Genomic DNA, 16,720 nt, shown 5'->3' on the forward strand with positions numbered 1-16,720 from the left:
ACGACGCATAATGACCCGATGGCACCGATACCCACGGGCACGCTGCGCGAGACCGAGACCGGCTACGCCCTCGAGCTGAGCCGAACCGTCGCCGCGTCACGAGAGGATGTGTGGGCCAGCCTCACCGAATCCTCTCGGACCGCGTTGTGGTTCGGGCCCTGGGAACGGGTGACGGACGACAGCATCCGCGTCACCATGATCTTCGAGGACGGCGAACCCGTCGCCGACATGGCGATCGACGCCTGCGAGCCGCTCCAACGACTGGCCGTCCGTATGTCGGACGAGGGCGGCTGGCCGCTCGAGGTCAGGCTCACCGAGAAGGGCCGCGACACACTCGTCGTGTTGACCCACGGCCTCGACAGCACGGACGGCATCGGCGACATAGGTCCGGGCTGGGAGTACTACCTGGACATGCTGATCGCATCCAGGGACGCCGCACCGCTCCCGAGCTTCGACGACTACTACCCCGCACAGCAGGAGTACTACTCGTCTCTGCGGCCGGAATGACGTCAGTGATTGCGTAGCGCCTCGATCAGCTCCTTCTTGTTCAGCTTGGAGTAGCCCTCTAGGCCGATCTCTTTGGCTCGATCGGTCAGTTCGTCGACGGTCCAGTCCTCGTACGATCCGGACTCGCCGCCCTTCTTGCCGACGTTCTTCCTGCCCTCGTTGGCCGCGGCATTCGAGATACGCGCCGACTTCTCCTTCGAGTTTCCTTCGTCACGGAGCTTCTCGTACAGATCCTGATCCTTGAGCTGGGGCTGGTCATCGTTGGTGGGCATGCTGATCCTCCGTTCGATCGTTTGTACTGATACAACTACCCGGTGTACCTGGCGGCAAACGCACGTGCCTTCTGGTGCTGTGGGGTAGAACAACGAAAGCTGGGTACCTTCGGGACATGCCATACCTGGATCGTGTCGCGGACGTGTTCGTATTGAATCTCGGCACTCGCGACGTGGAGGACACCGAGAACCGGATGGGGCCGGATTGGGTGGCCGAGGTCAACGCTCTGCTCGACGAGGTAGAAGCCAGTAGTGGCCCGACTGCACTGGTCACGACGGCCACCGGCAAGTACTTCTCCACCGGAGTCGACTTGTCCTGGGGTGCCGAGAACCTGGACCAGATCAACCGGTTCATCGGAACGGTGCAGGAACTGCTGGTGCGGTTCTTGACCCTCCCGATGCAGACGGTGGCGGCCATGCAGGGGCACACCTACGGGGGTGCCGCATTTTTCGTCATGGCACACGACTACCGCGTGATGCGCTCCGATCGCGGCTTCCTGTGCTTTCCTGGCGTCAACATCGGTGCCACCTACAGCCCGGGAACAGTCGACATGGTCCGAGCCAAGCTCGCCCCGCACACGTTCCACGAAGCACTGACCACGGGCCGACGCTACGGCGGAGTGGACGCAGCCGCCCTCGGCTTGGTGGACGCAGTGTCCACCGAGGATCGGCTGCGTGACGACGCACTCTCGCGGGCAACGGATTTGATCGGAACCCGCGGTCCCGTCCTCGGCGAAATCAAGCGCACGATGTACGCGAGCGAGATACGTTCGCTGTACACCCCGGTCGCCGGTGTGGACGAAATGGAATGGGCCGCGAACTGATTCTCGCTCGCTGCCGCTTACGCGTCGGCTACCAGCGGAGCGACCTCGGTACCGAGTAGCTCGATGCCGCGCAACAGATCACCGTGGGCGAGGCGCGGATTGGTCATCTGCAGCGACAGTCGATCCACACCGCCGAGTTGTTCGCTCACTCGAACGATCTTGTCGGCGACGGTTTTCGGGTCTCCCATGAAGAACGCGCCGTTGGGTCCCGACGTGGCGTCGAACTGCTGTCGGCTCGGTCGAGCGAAGCCGCGCTCGCGAGAGATCTTGGTGAACATCTCGTTCCAGCCCGGGTAGATGGTGTCGGCTGCCGCCTCGGTGGTGTCGGCGACGAATCCGAACACGTGCAATCCGACTTTCAGCTTCTCCGGCGGGTGACCCGCTTGCGCGCCCGCGCGTCGATACAGGTCAACGAGCGGCGCGAACTGGCGCGGTTCTCCACCGATGATGGCGATCATGAGGGGTAGGCCCAGAAGCCCTGCACGAGCGAACGATTCGGGGGTTCCACCGACACCGACCCAGATGGGTAGCGGATCCTGCAGCGGACGAGGATAGATCCCCTGACGGTTCAGCGCCGGCCGGTGCCGGCCGGACCACGTGATCTCCTCGTTGTCGCGAATCTGCAGCAGGAGATCCAGCTTCTCGGCGAACAAGGAGTCGTAATCGGCCAAGTCGAGTCCGAACAGTGGGAAAGACTCGGTGAACGAGCCTCGGCCGACCACCAAATCGATCCGGCCCTTCGAGATCAGGTCGAGAGTGGCGAACTCCTGGAACACTCGCACCGGATCGTCGGCACTGAGTACCTTGACCGCGCTGCCGAGCCGGATGTTCTCGGTGCGCGCGGCTGCTGCAGCCAGAATGATCGACGGAGCGGAGTCGTAGTACTCGCTGCGATGGTGCTCACCGATGCCGAACGAGTAAAGACCGACCTGATCCGCGAGGGCGATCTCCTCGAGTAGGTGCCCCATCCTCTCCTCCGGCGCGATGACGCGGCCGTCGGTCGGATCGGTCACGGAAGAGACGAAGCTGTCTACGCCCAGGTGCATTGGGTACCTCTCGATTCGGGATGGACGAACCCATCAGCGTCGATGAAGGTTCAATTATTCCAGTGGACGGTGGGCAGAAAACTACTACTCTCCCCAACGCTTCGCCTCATCCGCCGCGAAGTACATCCGCTGACTTGCACCGAAGCCGACCGACACAACGCGTCACGCATGAGCTGTTATCGTGCGTGGGCGTTGGTTTTCGATGGCCGTGCTGGTCATCGGATCGTAAGAGGGAATCCGGTGAGAATCCGGAACTGCCCCGCAGCGGTGAGTGGAAACGACCGCGGTCATCGAGCACTGGGATTCGTCCCGGGAAGCGACCGCCAATAGGAGTCGTCCGAGAACGTCGTCGGATGGCGTGTCCGCGAGTCCGAAGACCTGCCACCGCGGCTGCGCCGCCGGCGTGGTCGCCTGTCGATCCCGAGGGACACGGTCGACGAGGTCGTCGTTCGCGCTGCGCGGATTCGCCTCGGATACCGTGCTTTTCGCAGGTCGCCAGGTCAGGGATCAGCGGAGAAAGTTGCGCATGCAGTCCAGATCGGTCCTGCCCCTCACTGTGCTCGCCGCCGCGATCTGGGCAGTGTCAGCCCTGTCGGCACTGATGTTCGGGGCCGCGCACATCCCGGCAACCGACGCGATGGGCTATCTGTGGGCCCAGCTGTCCGGCGGCACGATCGCCGTCGGTGACGTTCCCGACTACCGCATCGTCGTCGATTCTCGGCTGCCGCGGGTGTTGCTGGCGACGCTCATCGGAGCAGGTCTCGCAGTGGTCGGACTGGTGGTGCAGGCGATGGTGCGCAACGCGCTCGCAGACCCCTACGTTCTCGGAATCTCGTCGGGTGCATCGGTAGGCGCGACGTCGGTGGTCCTGTTCGGCACGTTCGGCGCCCTCGGCATCTACGCCCTCTCGAGTGCAGCGTTCCTCGGCGCATTCGCCGCAACCGCCCTGGTGTATCTGATGGCACGCTCCCCGGTAGGGCTGGTGCCACTGCGCCTGGTCCTGACAGGTACCGCGTTGGGTTACGGGTTCTCTGCAATGACGACCGTGCTGATCTTCCTGGCACCTCAGGGCGACGGCGCTCGCAGCGTGATGTTCTGGTTGCTCGGCAGCCTCGCCGGTGCTACCTGGGCCAGCGTCCCGCTGGCCGCCACAGTCACCGTGGCCGGAGTAGCCGCGACAGCTCTGACGGCCCGCAGACTGAACGCGCTGTCGATGGGAGACGAAGTCAGCGCGGCACTGGGCTTGAACGCAGCACGGCTACGGCTGACTCTCTTCGTGACATCCGCGGCGATGACAGGGTGCTACGTATCCATCTGTGGCGCAGTGGGCTTCGTCGGTCTGGTCGTCCCTCACTTAGCACGGTTACTGGTCGGGGCCGACCACAGCAGGCTTGTCGTGATCACCCCGGTCCTGGGTGCGGCTTTCCTCGTCACCGCGGATCTGGTGTCCCGAACGGTTCTACCGCCGCAAGAGCTCCCCCTGGGGGCGATCACCGCGGCAGTCGGAGTTCCGGCGTTCGTACTGCTGATGCGTCGCCGCGGCGCGATGATCGGCGACCGTTGATGCGCGTCGACTACGACGACGTCGCAGTCGATATCGGCGGCACCCGCATCATCGACGACATCACCATGAGCCTGGACGCCGGCAGCATCGTCGGCATCGTCGGCGCGAACGGGAGCGGCAAGTCGACACTGCTGCGGTGTCTGTATCGAGCAACCGAGCCCTCGACCGGACGCATCGAGGTAGATGGCCGCGACATCACCGCAATCACCATGCGAGAGAACGCACGTCAGGTTGCAGCACTCACCCAGGACTCCTCGATGCACTTCGACTTCTCCGCACGCGAGGTCGTCGCCACCGGACGTCTTCCACACAACTCCACGTTCGGACGCAACCGCACCCGCGACGACGACGCGTGCGCTCGTGCCTCGACCGTCGCCGACGTGGAACATCTGTTGGACCGATCGTTCCTGTCATTGTCCGGAGGCGAACGCCAACGTGTTCTGATCGCACGGGCTTTCGCCCAGCAACCGAACGTGCTCGTGCTCGACGAACCCACCAATCACCTCGATATACGACACCAATACGCAGTGCTGAGCGCCGCTGCGAGCCTGCAGATCACCGTGATCGCCGCGCTTCACGATCTGAACATCGCCGCCCAATTCTGCGACCGCTTGGTCGTACTTCACGCCGGCCGCATCGTCTGTGCGGGTTCACCCGATGAAGTCGTGACCGAGAAGGTGCTCTCGACCTGGTTCGGGATCGGCGGACACATCGTCACCCACCCACGCCTGGGAGTTCCCCAGGTTCTCTTCGACGACAAGGACACTCGATGACCCACCTCTTTCGCCGGCCTCGCACGATCGCCATTGCCGCGACCGCTGTTGCAGCACTGGTCAGTTCGTGCGGAGCCCAGGTCGACACAGCCACCGAGCAGGGTGGCGATCAGGTGACGGTCACCAACTGCGGCGAGCCGCTGACCGTGACCGGTACCCCACAGCGGGTACTGACCAACGACACCGGCATCACCGAGATGATGTTCGCCCTCGGCCTCGCCGACCGCCTCGTCGGATACACCAGCTACCCGGGCAAGGAGCGAGACATCGACTCCTCGCCGTGGAAGAGCGACTTCGACGCGGCACCGGAACTGGCCGACGCCTTCACCCGTGAGGTGATTCAGTCGGCGAACCCGGACTTCGTTTTCGCCGGCTGGAATTATGGCTACAAGGAGTCGACCGGTGTGACTCCCGATTGGATTCGCAGCATAGGCGCAGTTCCCTACCAACTCACCGAAGCATGCCGACAACCCGGCAGTACTGCACGCGGAGTCATGGAGCCCCTCGACGCGCTCTACACCGACCTACGAAACCTCGGCGACCTCTTCGGAGTTCGTGACCGGGCCGACCGACTCGTCACCGACTACGAGAACCAGATCGGTGCCGCGAACGCCGGGGCTGAGGACGGCCGAGACCCGGCGCGGGTGTTCCTGTTCGACAGCGCCGATCCCGAGCCCTTCACCTCCGGCCGCACCGCAGCTCCGTCGCAGATCATCCGAGAAGCCGGTGGCAGCAACATCTTCGACGACCTCGACGATTCCTGGACCACCGCGTCTTGGGAAGCCGCAGCCCAACGCGACCCCGAGTTCATCGTCATCGTCGATTACGGTGCCGGACCGTCGAATTCGGTGGACGCCAAGATCGCGCAACTCCGCGCACAGCCACTGATGTCCGGCACCACCGCCGTACGTGAGAACAACATCATTGCCCTCCCCTACGCAGCGCTCGTCGAAGGACCACGCAACCCCGCCGCCGTCACCACGGTGGCGGACTTCCTCCGATCCAAGGGCCGCTGACCGTCCACAAGAACGGGGCAGCGACACCTCGGTGGTTGCGGCTCCCGAGGCTCGAATCCAGTGCAGGCGCTCAGTCTTCGATCGTCACGATCGGAGAAGCCTGCTGCACGGTAAACGAGTTCCACGGCAAAGTCGCGAGGACGTCGGGCAGCCCGGGGTAATCGGAGACCCACGCTGTCGTCGGATCGACGCCTTCGGTTACGCACGATGCGAGCGCGACATAGGTGCCGGCCGGGATATCGGTGACGTGTTGGGTGCTGATTCCGATCTGGCCCCCGTCGTCGGTCGAGTACAGCGACTGGCCGTTACCGACGACCTCCCACACCGGAGGCAGCACTCCGCCCGGTGCCGGAGCCAACGATGTGCCGCAGGCCAGGTCGCTACCGGAGTTGTTGGTGATCGTGTTGGTCACCGTCGATCCGTCGACCTCGAACGCATACGTCACGTCTGTCGATTGCGCCGCTGATGCCGTCGCTGGAAACGCCGCTAGTGCTGGCGCACAAAGTAGCGCTCCGATCAGAATCCGACTGGTCGATCGCATGGCAATCCTCCTGGTTCGCGTGAACTATGTCCGAGTTGCCAGTCTGCATCAAAAAATACCGATCAGCATCTTTCGAACCGAATGCAGCCGAACGGGGCGAGAAACAGGGTCGAGAACCGTTGTGTCCGTGCAATTTTGCAGATCCCTACCGGCCGTCGCTCAACGCTTCGCTTCGGCGCGCTTCTTGATGTATGCGTTCCGAACGCACAGGACGCGCCGGAGATACAGCTTGCCTGGAATATCCAGGATCGCAGCGCCGAGTCGTCCGCCACGGAATTCGACCGACATGATGTCGACCATCTGCGTCTGACCCCGGCGTGCGAGAAAGAAATGCTCGTGGCGCATCGAGGCAAAGGGTCCGGTGACCTGCTCGTCCACGAAATATCTCGCGGGCTCGTACTCGGTGATGCGGCTGGTCAAGGTGAACCACACACCGAGATGCCTGGAGCGAATATGGATTTCATCGCCCAAACGAAGAGCACTCCGCTTCGAATCGACTCGCACACTCTCTCCGTACGCTCCCTGAGACTCGGCGTGAACGATTGCATCCGACTCCAGATCGAACACGTCAGCGGGGTTGGCCGCGATCGAAGTCGTGAGCCTGATGGTGAACGCCATGGGCACAGCTTTGCAGGAAATCTGTTTAGTCACGTTGAAAGGACCGTCTACGAAGGCGCAAATCGCTGGGTCGACCGTGTGAGGATTGGGCCATGTCTGCAACCTGGGAAGAGTTCACGTGGATCCCCGACCATTACCCGTGGGCACCGGACGGTGTGTCTTTCACCGTCCGTCACGACGATGCAGAAGCGGTACTCGATGCGCTGACCACGTCGAGGGCCGGCTCCGTGATCGGCCTGGAAGGTGTCAACGCCGACGTCGAGGTCGTCGGCGTTGCACAGGTGGGTGATTGGGTTCTGGCGGTCGCACCGTCGGTGGCAGGGTTGGCCGATGAGCTGATGGCACCGCTGTCGATCGGTGGCGAGGCCCTCACGTTCGCCACTCAGGTCGGCCACAGTAATTTCGCCCAGTGGGTCGACGGTGCCCGAACGGCAATGTTCGATGCGCTCCTGAAGGACGGGCCGGGTTTCGATGAACCTGACAGCCCCTGGCGAGATCGCATGCGTGAAGCTGGCGATGACCCCGACGGCGAGGGTCCGATGCCCGACGGCCTGTTTCACACACTGGAGGTCTACATAGCAATGATCGTCAACCACACTGGAATCGATCTGACGCAAGAGCTGTTGCGCAGCGGACAGTTTCAGGTCGGCGACTCCCTCGAATAGCGGAAGGCTCAGCCGAGCAGAGCCGGCTGTTGCGAGATGTCGAGGGCAGAGCGACTCAATGGGGTGTGGTGGCCGGCCGAGTTCCTGACGGTTTCTCCCTGCCGCTCGACTGGAACCGAGCACTCAGCGGAGGAGATGGTCGAGTGGGTTGACGACGCGGGCTACCGAACAGAAATGCCCGTTCACCAGCGTCTGGTGAACGGGCATTTCGCTGTGCGCCATCAGAGATTCGAACCCAGGACCCGCTGTACGAGAGATGAGAATTCACGTGGATGCACTCACGTCCATTATCGGCCCGCTAAACTGGGTGTTCGGCGAATCGAGTGACCACCGATGTACGGGTGGATCCATGCGGATGCGCCCCAAAGTGATGAGTAAAAGATGACCACCGGCGACCTACTCACGGTCCACCTGGGTCCCGTAAGCACCGACACCGTCTAAATGGACCGCCCTGGACATTCGACTCCACCACGATCGAGAGTGATGACCTAGTCACAGGCTATTCGCAAACATTTCAAATTGGGCAAAGGCCAGTCCCGCCTCGCTATTGCGAGTACTCGACGTTCCACAGTTTCCACTCTTGCACGTGTCATAGGAGGACGCCGATCGCGACCGGTTCTTTCGCCGTGGGAGAACCAACCACACAGAAAGGAGGGGACATCTCGTCTCCTCAGGTCAAGAATTCCGAATGGCCAGCCAGCCGAGGACCACGTCGGCCAGATCGACTCAAACGATCGTATGCCCGCGTCCTCTATGCACGGGTTCCAGCTAACGGTTCGGTTACGTAGCCTCCTGCCGACACCGCCCCCATATCTCGGTTCTGCCACACCTCGCGCTGTTTATCCCTATTGTCCCAACAATGATCGAACAGAGGGATGTCGAGCAGCAGCTCGCCTTGAATCACGAGACTCGCGCGTTCGAGGTCAAAGGGCCCGGGGACTTCAACGACAAGTCCTACGTCGCGAAGATCGCTCGCGCAGCGATGGCAATGGGCAATCTCACCGACGGCGGTGTCGTCTGCCTCGGTATAGACGACAACCGCATGCGCGACATGATGCCCGGGCTCGAACCCACACAAGCTGCAGACTGGTCCAATTACGACAACGTCAGCGCTGCACTGGCGAAGTACAGCGACCCACCCGTTACATTCCAAAGGGATCAGTACACGCTCTCAAACGGCGTCATCGTCGTTGTCCTCGACGTCTCCGAATTCGACCGCGTTCCACACGTTTGCAGAAAGACCTTCCCCGAAGTGCTGCAGAACGGCTTCACGTACGTTCGACCACGGGGAAAGCCGGAGTCTGTCACTGTCCCCTCGTCCTCGGACATGCGGGATCTTCTGGAGATCGCCATCAACAAAGGTGTGCGAGAGTTCGTCCGCCGCGCCGGCGCCGCGGGACTCGCCCTGAGCCCCACCCCGCTAAAGCAAGACACCGACCAAGCTGCATACGAAAACGAACGATCCCAGGCCTGGCCGCCACACACCCCCCACCGTGGATCGACCACCGACGCCAACGGCGGGTTCTTCGGGTCTTCGGGTTATACCGACATCGCCCTTCGACCAGGAAACTACGACAACAAGAGACTCAGTCCTGAACGCCTAGACTCCACCCTCATCGACCATGTCGTGCGACTGCGTGGATGGCCGGTCCCAATGGTCGACCAACGCGACCCGATCGACCGCCACAGCGCATGGATTGCTCAAGACATCACCGCGCAGATCGTCGAACACGAAGAAGCCTGGCGTCTGTTCACCAGCGCCCAATTCCTCCACCGCCGAGCCCTAGCCACTGACCTCAATCCCGACAATCCGATATTGGCCGCCACACACCCGCAAGCAACCGGCGCAGTCGCGGTCTGGGACGTTCTCCTTTACATGGTCGAGATCGCCGAATTCGGTGCCCGATGGGCCACCACACTTGAATGCGACAGCTTGACCTTCGAGATTGCGCTCAGGAACGTTTCCGGACGCCAACTCATTTCCGGTGACCGCAAACGCGAAATACCGAGCAACCTGATCATCACGTCAAACGAGGTGCCAGCCTCGCACACGATCACCACCACAAAGCTACTTACTGACCCCAGAAGCACCGGTGTGGACCTCGCCCAGAGCATTCTCCGCCAATTCGGGGCCAACATCCCCAACCAGGTACTTCTCGACTATCAAGCCGAGATCTTCCGCTGACAAATCACCCCGGCCCACTGCCGTCGCACGGCAGGTTCACACCATGCCCTGCACCGCGACACGAAAGAAGAGATCAGTGACTCGCATCTCCTGGGACAGAGTCAGTCCCGACGATATCGAAGAAGCAGTATCGATGTTCCTGTGCCGAATCAACCCGGATGCCTATCGCGTTCGGCCATCTCGCGGAGACAACGGAATCGACGTCTGCGTCCCCAAGGGCGACAACCATTACGACATCTATCAAGTCAAACGGTTCGCAAAGAACCTCACCACAAACCAGAAGACGCAAGCCGCAAGCTCTCATGCCCGGGTAGCTCAGTACGCAGATGAGCGACATTGGACCATCGACAACTGGTACCTTACTATGCCCCTCGACCCCACCCCCGAAAACCTCGCATGGTTGACCGAACTCGAGACCACTCGATCGTTCCCCTGCGCCTGGCGCGGACTCACCCACATAGACGGCTGGGCAGCCGAGTACCCCGATGTCGTCGACTACTATTTCGAAGACGGCAAAACACGTCTTACCGAACAACTTGCACAATTTGTTGCTATCTCGGGAATCAGGATCCTACCCGGTGGGAACACCGCGGTCAGCGTCCAACAATTCACCGAAATTGAACCAGCCGACGCGATCAATGGTCTCGGGCAGCTCCGAAATCGCCTCAACGCAACAGATCCACACTTCACCTATGACTTCTCCGTAACCGGAGAACCACCCGAGCAGCACGGCATCTTCGTCTCAACCACCCTCATTGCACGCACCACCCGAGAGATCGACGACAACTACATCACCTTCGACGTCTACGCACGCTGTACCGAATCCCTGAACGAACGTCCTATCACCATCAAAATCACAGTTGACATCGACCCCAACAGCCCGGAAGGACAACAGCTCGCCGACTTCCACCGATACGGACGAGTGCCCACCATCCCCATTACCGCAACGAACACCCAGATCGACATGCCTGGAGGCCTCGGCATATCCGACACCCCCAGTCAGATCCGCCTACACGGTTACGACACCGGCGAACCCTTCGACCGCCGCCTCACCATTCTGGCCCCCGACGACAGCCCACTAGCCTCCATCGAGGCGACGCTTCACCCACCCCTGCACAATCATGACAACACAGGACAGTGGAATTACGGAACTGACCGTTCCGGACTACTCCACCTCGAAACAATGGTCTCCACAAAAGATCCCGACCGCTTTGACATTCGATTCCACCGCGGCGATGTCACGAGCCACATCGCCGACGAAATCGAACAACCACTCGCCTTTGTCGACGCTTTCCATTACCCAAACACACTTCGAATTGAATCAATCCGAGGACCTAAACAAGCTGTCTTACAACGCATACCAAACTATGAACGAGACCCGGATACCATCTCAATAAACAAAGCCTATCTGCGCTACTCCCGAGCACTCAGCCGTATACAACAACACACCACAACCACTCTGAAAATTCCTCCCCACAGCAAACTGATCGACCTAGGCATCCGCGAAGCAGAACGGGTCGCAGCACTACTTGACGGGGAGACCATCACCGGAACCTGGAACCGATGGGTTGTCGGTCTCCCCACAAACGCACCTCAGCTCTTCGATAACAGCCAGATCGAAGCCCAGATCGACCTTAAACTTGCAGTCGGAACCCAGACTCTCGACCTAGGTAGCGTCCAAATTATCTTCAGCCGCGCACAAATCGCGGACCAATCCACCCAAGACGACATGACCATCTACACCCTCAGACCACATCCGGACAACAACGCCTTCCATCAACGATGGCTCGGCGGGACACACACGAAACCTCCACAAATCGACTAACTCAGGGCCGTCGCAACAGCCTCTGCCGTACAGCGCCTCACGCACCTACAACGCGGGAACCGCCCAGCCAGACGGCCAGGGGCTTCCCATCGAGCGAACCGTTACAAGTACGCCACTTCGTCCTCGCGCAGGGCGCGACCGTGGAACCCCTCGATCAGCGCCTGCCGCGCCGCCGCGTGCTCCGCATCTGGGACCGGACGCGACCGCCTCACGGTTCGCCGCGCGCACCGCCTCCATGGACTGTGCAGCAGCGATGGTGTTCTCGAAGATGGTGTCCCCTCTCGATCGATCTAGCCACTACCTGACAGGGTGACCGTGTGAGGTGCAAGAGTGGGAACAAGGGAGCGAACGCCTGCCGGGCCGGAAACTATCTGGCCCGCTGTAGCGGGCCAGACAATAGGTTGCGACGAAGTCCTCACTCAGGGCGGCGGCGGTCAGGTCGCGAGGTGGTACATGCAATTGGTCGCGGCATCTACCTAGCTGAGCACCGCCCCCGATCTCACGGTCCCAGAACAGCAGGGTCTCGACGGCAGCTATGAGTCTGGCATTGAGCGGAGTTTCCGTCTCACCCGTGCGGGCGTTGAATGCGCGCACCGCGCATGCTTAACCCCAGAAGCGGGTGAAGCCGGAATCCAGGCACACTAGGACCTGCCCGCGTAGTCGCTCTAATCGCTTTGCACATGTGAGTTTCGGTGGGCCACGCCACGGTTACGGGTCCGCCCGCGCTCGGTGGCGCGAAGCTTCGGTGCGAGCAGGTTGTTTCTTTTCCTGCGAACACCTTCATGAATGCAGAATTCTCAACCGCGGTCTGAGATGAGCCCCTTCTTCGCAAGCCAGTCATGCATCATCTCGTCACTGGCGCGCTTGTATCCAAGTGTTGGAGAGTTATCGATGTGCTTGGTGCACTTGTCAAGTAGATCAACGTCGAATGACCCGTGTGACGATTTACGCTGCTATCTTTGAGGAGCTGAAACTTTTACGAGCTCTTTACGAGGCAAGTTATCCAATCGTCATGGTGCCAACATAGCAAGGTCCTTATTCATGTCTAACCAACCCGAAATTTTAGCCTCTCCCGTGCCGTTGAGCACCGCGAATTCTCGATGTCCCACCCGGCTGAACTCGCTCAAATAGACCATTAAACCAAGAGACACTGCTCGAATTTTCATTCTTGAACACCCGTGCCCCACCGAGGAATCTGCGATTATTATAAATCAGTCCGAAGGACTGAGCATTCCCCTTTCGATGGATTCCGACCAACTGTGGCGGACCGCCACTTTTCGAGTCTTCGGCAGCGTTCAAAGAATCGCAAAATCCACTGAAGACTGCGCGACTTGTCCCTTTCGCAGACGAGAGATCCCAAAACTGATGCTGCTTTCGAACCGCGTCGGAGCCACTGCCCTCGTAACGAAGCACCGCAGAGGCAAGAGGCATGGGAACACTCAGTCGGCTCCAAACTTTTGATGAACCCAGGTAATTTAATTTCGTAAGAAGGAATCGCGCCGTCATTCCGGACCCCGACCTACTACCGATAAGAATGCCGAAATCGCGTTTCTGATGTTCCGGGTAACCGTCCCAAAGGGTTCGAATCGCATGCACGATCGAATCATGGGCGCGCGACCCTGGCCTGGCGGCTAAAAATCCTCGATCAACCTTCTCCTGGATGACCGGCAGCACTAGAGCTGGGAACAGGACGTCACCCCAATACCCGAAAATAAATGGAGCCTGATTACAGGCAAAAGCTTTGTGGCCCTGGTCAAATACCTGCCCTGTATCTCCCCAGCTGATACGACTGTCCGAAGCGATATAGATCGAGGCCACTCCGCGAGAATCGACTCCGGCCCAGCACAGCAGAGAGGTCATGCAGCATCCTTGACAATCGGGTACGCAAACCAGCATAGTATGCACGCAACTCCTGAGCCCGGCGCCCATGCCGGGGTGAGGTGCGGCGAGCAGCATTACTGCTCGCTCTCAGGTCTTGAGGATGGGGTAGTCGGCTGACTACCCCATCCGACTTGGACCACTTGCACCGTTCTGCGATTGACCGTAGGCAGACAAGTACCGGGCCGCCAACGACATAGCACCTCTATCACTTCCAGTCATACGCCTGCGCACAATCATGTGTCGACATGCCTCGCACCTCAATCGTCACTGGAAGCTCAGCGATGGGTTTTGCACCATTTGGACCGTTCCAACCTAAGGCCGGATGGAGCCTAAATCGCGCTTGTAGGCCCCTCACCGGCGCTTCCGCTTATTCGACCGCTTTCTCCTGTTGCGCGTGCGAATCAACGGCTCAGAAGCGCCAACAGACCTCAGCCCGATTTGACGACCTACGTCGTCGAGCTCTGGATCGTCAACCCATGGCGAGTTGTCGTAGACTGTTGCAACAATCTCCCCCTTCAATAGCAGGATCCCTAACGCGCGGTCCGAGCCTTGCTGGTGCTTTTTCGCGGTCAAGTAGACCTCCAATCGTTCAAACTCGGACTTCACGTCGCCGTCTTTCGGTACCGACGCGACGAAGATTAGCGGGTAGCCCCAAACACCGGCGAAGCCGTGCACGGCGGAATGCCGCTGCTTATCTCGGTTCGTATTGTTGCGGACTTCCTTCACTCCCCGGCTGAGCCATTTCTGTGAGGATGTAGAGAGATTTGTCAAGTCTGCACCGATGCGCAACCAACCAGGCTTGTGCCCGTCGTGAAGGAAGTCGACTATCTTCTCAATCTGCTCGTGTCCCGAAAGTGAAGGCTTAGGAACGGCAACATCGCTCTCGCCATGTTGGTAATAGATCCATGCATCCAGCGGATCAGTTTGCGTATGAACACGAGTCGCTACCGCGTTACGAGTAAAGTTACGTCTTGCAGCGCGCGTGGGCGTTCCGGATGCAGGATATCGGGCGAACACTGCATCTGGGTCAGGTTCCACATACAAATTGCCCTGAAGAAACAGCATAAATAGATCCAGCTCGTCGACAGCTCTGTAAAGAAGCGACACGGCCGATTCCGTCCGTCGACGCAGGTACAAAAGGAACTCCGCCGGACGGTCGAGCACCTCCGAGATTACGGCCAAGTCGTGCAACGAGACCAACCAAGGAAAGGTCTCGTCCTTCACGATGCCTGACCGGACAAGTTCATCCAAGGCGATCGAGAGTGGACCGATATCATCCAAAAACACACATACGGAACGTATCTCACGTATGGCTCCGAGATCGAGCCACGTTCGGTCCCCTAACCACAGGCCTGCGTTCACTTCGATGAGCTGCTGCAGGCGCAGCGCTTGCTTCGTTGCGTCTCCAATCGTCCGCTTGAGGTCGGTAGCGAGGTGTCGGACCTGTCCGCGTCGTGCTGGTTCCGATACGGCGCGGCCCTTCACTTCCACGCAGATCGCGACGTCTCCCACTAAAAACAGCGCATCCGCCTCAGTCTCGTCTGCGATTGCAGTGATGTCGGTTGCCGCTGAGTGTAAACTTGACCCTTCTACGCCCTCCTTCGGGCGAAAGTATTTGAGCCCAGCGTAGGTGGCCGCAACATCGAGTAACTTCGACAAGTATTCGGCGGCAAGACTCTCACTCACTCGTGCTCGATGTTTGTCGTAGCGATTCCAATTGCCTGTGGCTTTCAGTGCGCGTTCGGCGACACCGATGAGTGCATCACTGCCTAATGTCGCGCCCAGCCCGAGGTAGCGTCCTGCTCCGTCTGAAATCAAGGCGGCCTCGCGTAACGGGTTCCTGCCGTCCAACAGCTCTAACACCGCGTCGGCACAATCCCGGCGCTCAGCGAACGCGATGCTGAAGGTATCGACGATAACTTCGACGACCTCCACTTGGACACCCGATCGTGCCGCGATGTCCGCCGGCGACTGAGACGCCCTCTGACCGGGAAAGAAGAATACCGAGGCTGCAGCATCACGACCACGCTGAATATCCGTCTCCGAAACGTCAGAGTCCTCACCGCGCTCGTGCCGCGACGACGCCACGTCGCCCAACTCATCGAGTGCGAGCATCACCCTCTCCGAGTAGATCTCGCGGATCGCGTCGCGCACAGTCTTGAATTGCTGATAGGTAAATCCGAGTGCGCTCGCAATCAGCGGTTCGATGGTCCGCTCTCCCAGCAATGCCTCGTCGAAGCGATCAGCCAGGTGCGTGTGTCGCTTGTTCCTGACCGAAAGCTCATGAGCTCGGTACTCCGTTGCCAGCTTGATCAGCGGTGACGACTCGTCGGCCTCGGCATCCGCCAACATGCCGAACACCGCCAACTCGAGCATGTCTTTAGCTAGTTGCTGCAACTCGACCACGGCATGATTCGGGCTGCCGGGCGTTTCACCACCGTCCTCGGGTTCACGTCGACCGCGAGCAAGCAAAACTGCTGCGACGATTTCAATGAGCGACGCCCATCCTTCTGATTCGCTCTCGTGGTGGCCACCCAGCTGGAAGGGCAGCTCATGCTGCCGCAGAAGGTCGAGTACATCGAATGCGTCGAACGGCGCCATGATGCGCTGCATGGCCTCGGCCTTCGCAGCGATAACCTCACGACGGCCCTGGAGGTACCGGTTGAACGTCATCCCCTCCGGCACATCGTCGAACATCTGTTGCGCTCTCGCAACGAGCCTCGAAGTCGCCGCCGCGTTCGAAGTATAGATGCGGGTAGTGCGTGCTCGTCCGCTCGTATTCATGCGCTAAGCATGCACTAACCGTCGGACAGGTTTGTTCCGTCGTAGCGCCAGTTCGTGCCGAAAGAAAACCAGCGCAACAGCCCATCCGGCCAGGTCACAGGACCTGTACATGGCCGCCAACCGACTCCCACAGTATGCACAAACCCGTCCGCCGAAACACCCACAGGCAAAAGTCGGGTAAAGGTGGATTCGGTATCCCCCAGGCATCCGCCGTCCACC

14 protein-coding genes and 1 riboswitch are annotated in these 16,720 nt (G+C 60.3%); of the genes, 8 read left to right on the forward strand and 6 right to left on the reverse strand.

The features are described from left to right. The first annotated feature begins 18 nt into the window (after nt 1–18). Entirely contained in the window at nt 19–507 is a 489-nt protein-coding gene (locus K414_RS0120465) for an SRPBCC domain-containing protein (RefSeq protein ID WP_027497642.1), read from the forward strand. Nucleotides 508–509: 2 nt separating this feature from the next. Here the strand turns inward: K414_RS0120465 and K414_RS0120470 are convergent, their stop codons facing one another. Further along, a complete protein-coding gene (locus K414_RS0120470; protein WP_027497643.1) occupies nt 510–779 on the reverse strand; it encodes a Rho termination factor N-terminal domain-containing protein in 270 nt (89 codons plus the stop codon). Between the two features lie 116 nt (nt 780–895). Between K414_RS0120470 and K414_RS0120475 the strand changes: the two genes are divergently transcribed. Then, complete coding sequence (locus tag K414_RS0120475) at nt 896–1,603, forward strand: enoyl-CoA hydratase-related protein (RefSeq protein ID WP_027497644.1); 708 nt, start codon at nt 896–898, stop codon at nt 1,601–1,603. Between the two features lie 17 nt (nt 1,604–1,620). On the opposite strand, the gene K414_RS0120480 is transcribed toward K414_RS0120475, so the two are convergent. After that, on the reverse strand, nt 1,621–2,649 hold the full coding sequence (locus K414_RS0120480; protein WP_027497645.1) for an LLM class flavin-dependent oxidoreductase: 1,029 nt from the start codon (nt 2,647–2,649) through the stop codon (nt 1,621–1,623). A 176-nt stretch (nt 2,650–2,825) separates the two neighbouring features. Further along, a riboswitch (cobalamin riboswitch) is annotated at nt 2,826–3,050 on the forward strand. A gap of 125 nt (nt 3,051–3,175) precedes the next feature. On the opposite strand from K414_RS0120480, the gene K414_RS0120485 reads away from it, so the two are divergent. From K414_RS0120485 to K414_RS0120495, 3 genes are read left to right on the forward strand one after another with little or no spacing between them, the layout of a single operon-like run. Beyond that, complete coding sequence (locus tag K414_RS0120485) at nt 3,176–4,213, forward strand: iron ABC transporter permease (RefSeq protein WP_027497646.1); 1,038 nt, start codon at nt 3,176–3,178, stop codon at nt 4,211–4,213. Continuing rightward, nucleotides 4,213–4,986 (forward strand): ABC transporter ATP-binding protein, encoded by a 774-nt coding sequence (locus tag K414_RS0120490; protein ID WP_027497647.1) that lies wholly within the window; start codon nt 4,213–4,215, stop codon nt 4,984–4,986. The genes K414_RS0120485 and K414_RS0120490 overlap by 1 nt, the downstream gene beginning before the upstream one ends. Further along, nucleotides 4,983–6,002 (forward strand): ABC transporter substrate-binding protein, encoded by a 1,020-nt coding sequence (locus K414_RS0120495; protein ID WP_037219429.1) that lies wholly within the window; start codon nt 4,983–4,985, stop codon nt 6,000–6,002. Before K414_RS0120490 ends, K414_RS0120495 begins: the two co-directional genes overlap by 4 nt. A 70-nt stretch (nt 6,003–6,072) precedes the next feature. On the opposite strand, the gene K414_RS0120500 is transcribed toward K414_RS0120495, so the two are convergent. Both K414_RS0120500 and K414_RS27495 read right to left on the reverse strand, forming a co-directional pair. Further along, entirely contained in the window at nt 6,073–6,543 is a 471-nt protein-coding gene (locus K414_RS0120500) for a hypothetical protein (RefSeq protein ID WP_027497649.1), read from the reverse strand. A 159-nt stretch (nt 6,544–6,702) separates the two neighbouring features. After that, nucleotides 6,703–7,161: an SRPBCC family protein gene (locus K414_RS27495; RefSeq protein WP_051365190.1), complete on the reverse strand. Its 459-nt coding sequence runs from the start codon at nt 7,159–7,161 to the stop codon at nt 6,703–6,705. A gap of 92 nt (nt 7,162–7,253) precedes the next feature. On the opposite strand from K414_RS27495, the gene K414_RS0120510 reads away from it, so the two are divergent. The 3 genes from K414_RS0120510 to K414_RS0120520 all read left to right on the forward strand — a co-directional run bounded on the left by K414_RS0120510 (nt 7,254) and on the right by K414_RS0120520 (nt 11,836). Continuing rightward, nucleotides 7,254–7,826 (forward strand): DUF6461 domain-containing protein, encoded by a 573-nt coding sequence (locus K414_RS0120510; RefSeq protein ID WP_027497650.1) that lies wholly within the window; start codon nt 7,254–7,256, stop codon nt 7,824–7,826. 859 nt (nt 7,827–8,685) lie between these two features. Further along, nucleotides 8,686–10,011 (forward strand): RNA-binding domain-containing protein, encoded by a 1,326-nt coding sequence (locus tag K414_RS0120515; RefSeq protein WP_027497651.1) that lies wholly within the window; start codon nt 8,686–8,688, stop codon nt 10,009–10,011. A gap of 76 nt (nt 10,012–10,087) precedes the next feature. Next, nucleotides 10,088–11,836 (forward strand): hypothetical protein, encoded by a 1,749-nt coding sequence (locus tag K414_RS0120520; protein WP_152530453.1) that lies wholly within the window; start codon nt 10,088–10,090, stop codon nt 11,834–11,836. 1,062 nt (nt 11,837–12,898) lie between these two features. Here the strand turns inward: K414_RS0120520 and K414_RS28980 are convergent. Both K414_RS28980 and K414_RS27500 read right to left on the reverse strand, forming a co-directional pair. Continuing rightward, nucleotides 12,899–13,696: a hypothetical protein gene (locus K414_RS28980; protein ID WP_152530454.1), complete on the reverse strand. Its 798-nt coding sequence runs from the start codon at nt 13,694–13,696 to the stop codon at nt 12,899–12,901. A 372-nt stretch (nt 13,697–14,068) separates the two neighbouring features. Next, the gene (locus K414_RS27500; protein ID WP_051365191.1) at nt 14,069–16,414 is read right to left on the reverse strand and encodes a hypothetical protein; all 2,346 of its coding nucleotides are present in this window, start codon (nt 16,412–16,414) and stop codon (nt 14,069–14,071) included. Nucleotides 16,415–16,720 lie beyond the last annotated feature (306 nt).

The organism is Rhodococcus sp. JG-3 (genome assembly GCF_000482405.1).
Classification (GTDB): domain Bacteria; phylum Actinomycetota; class Actinomycetes; order Mycobacteriales; family Mycobacteriaceae; genus Rhodococcoides; species Rhodococcoides fascians.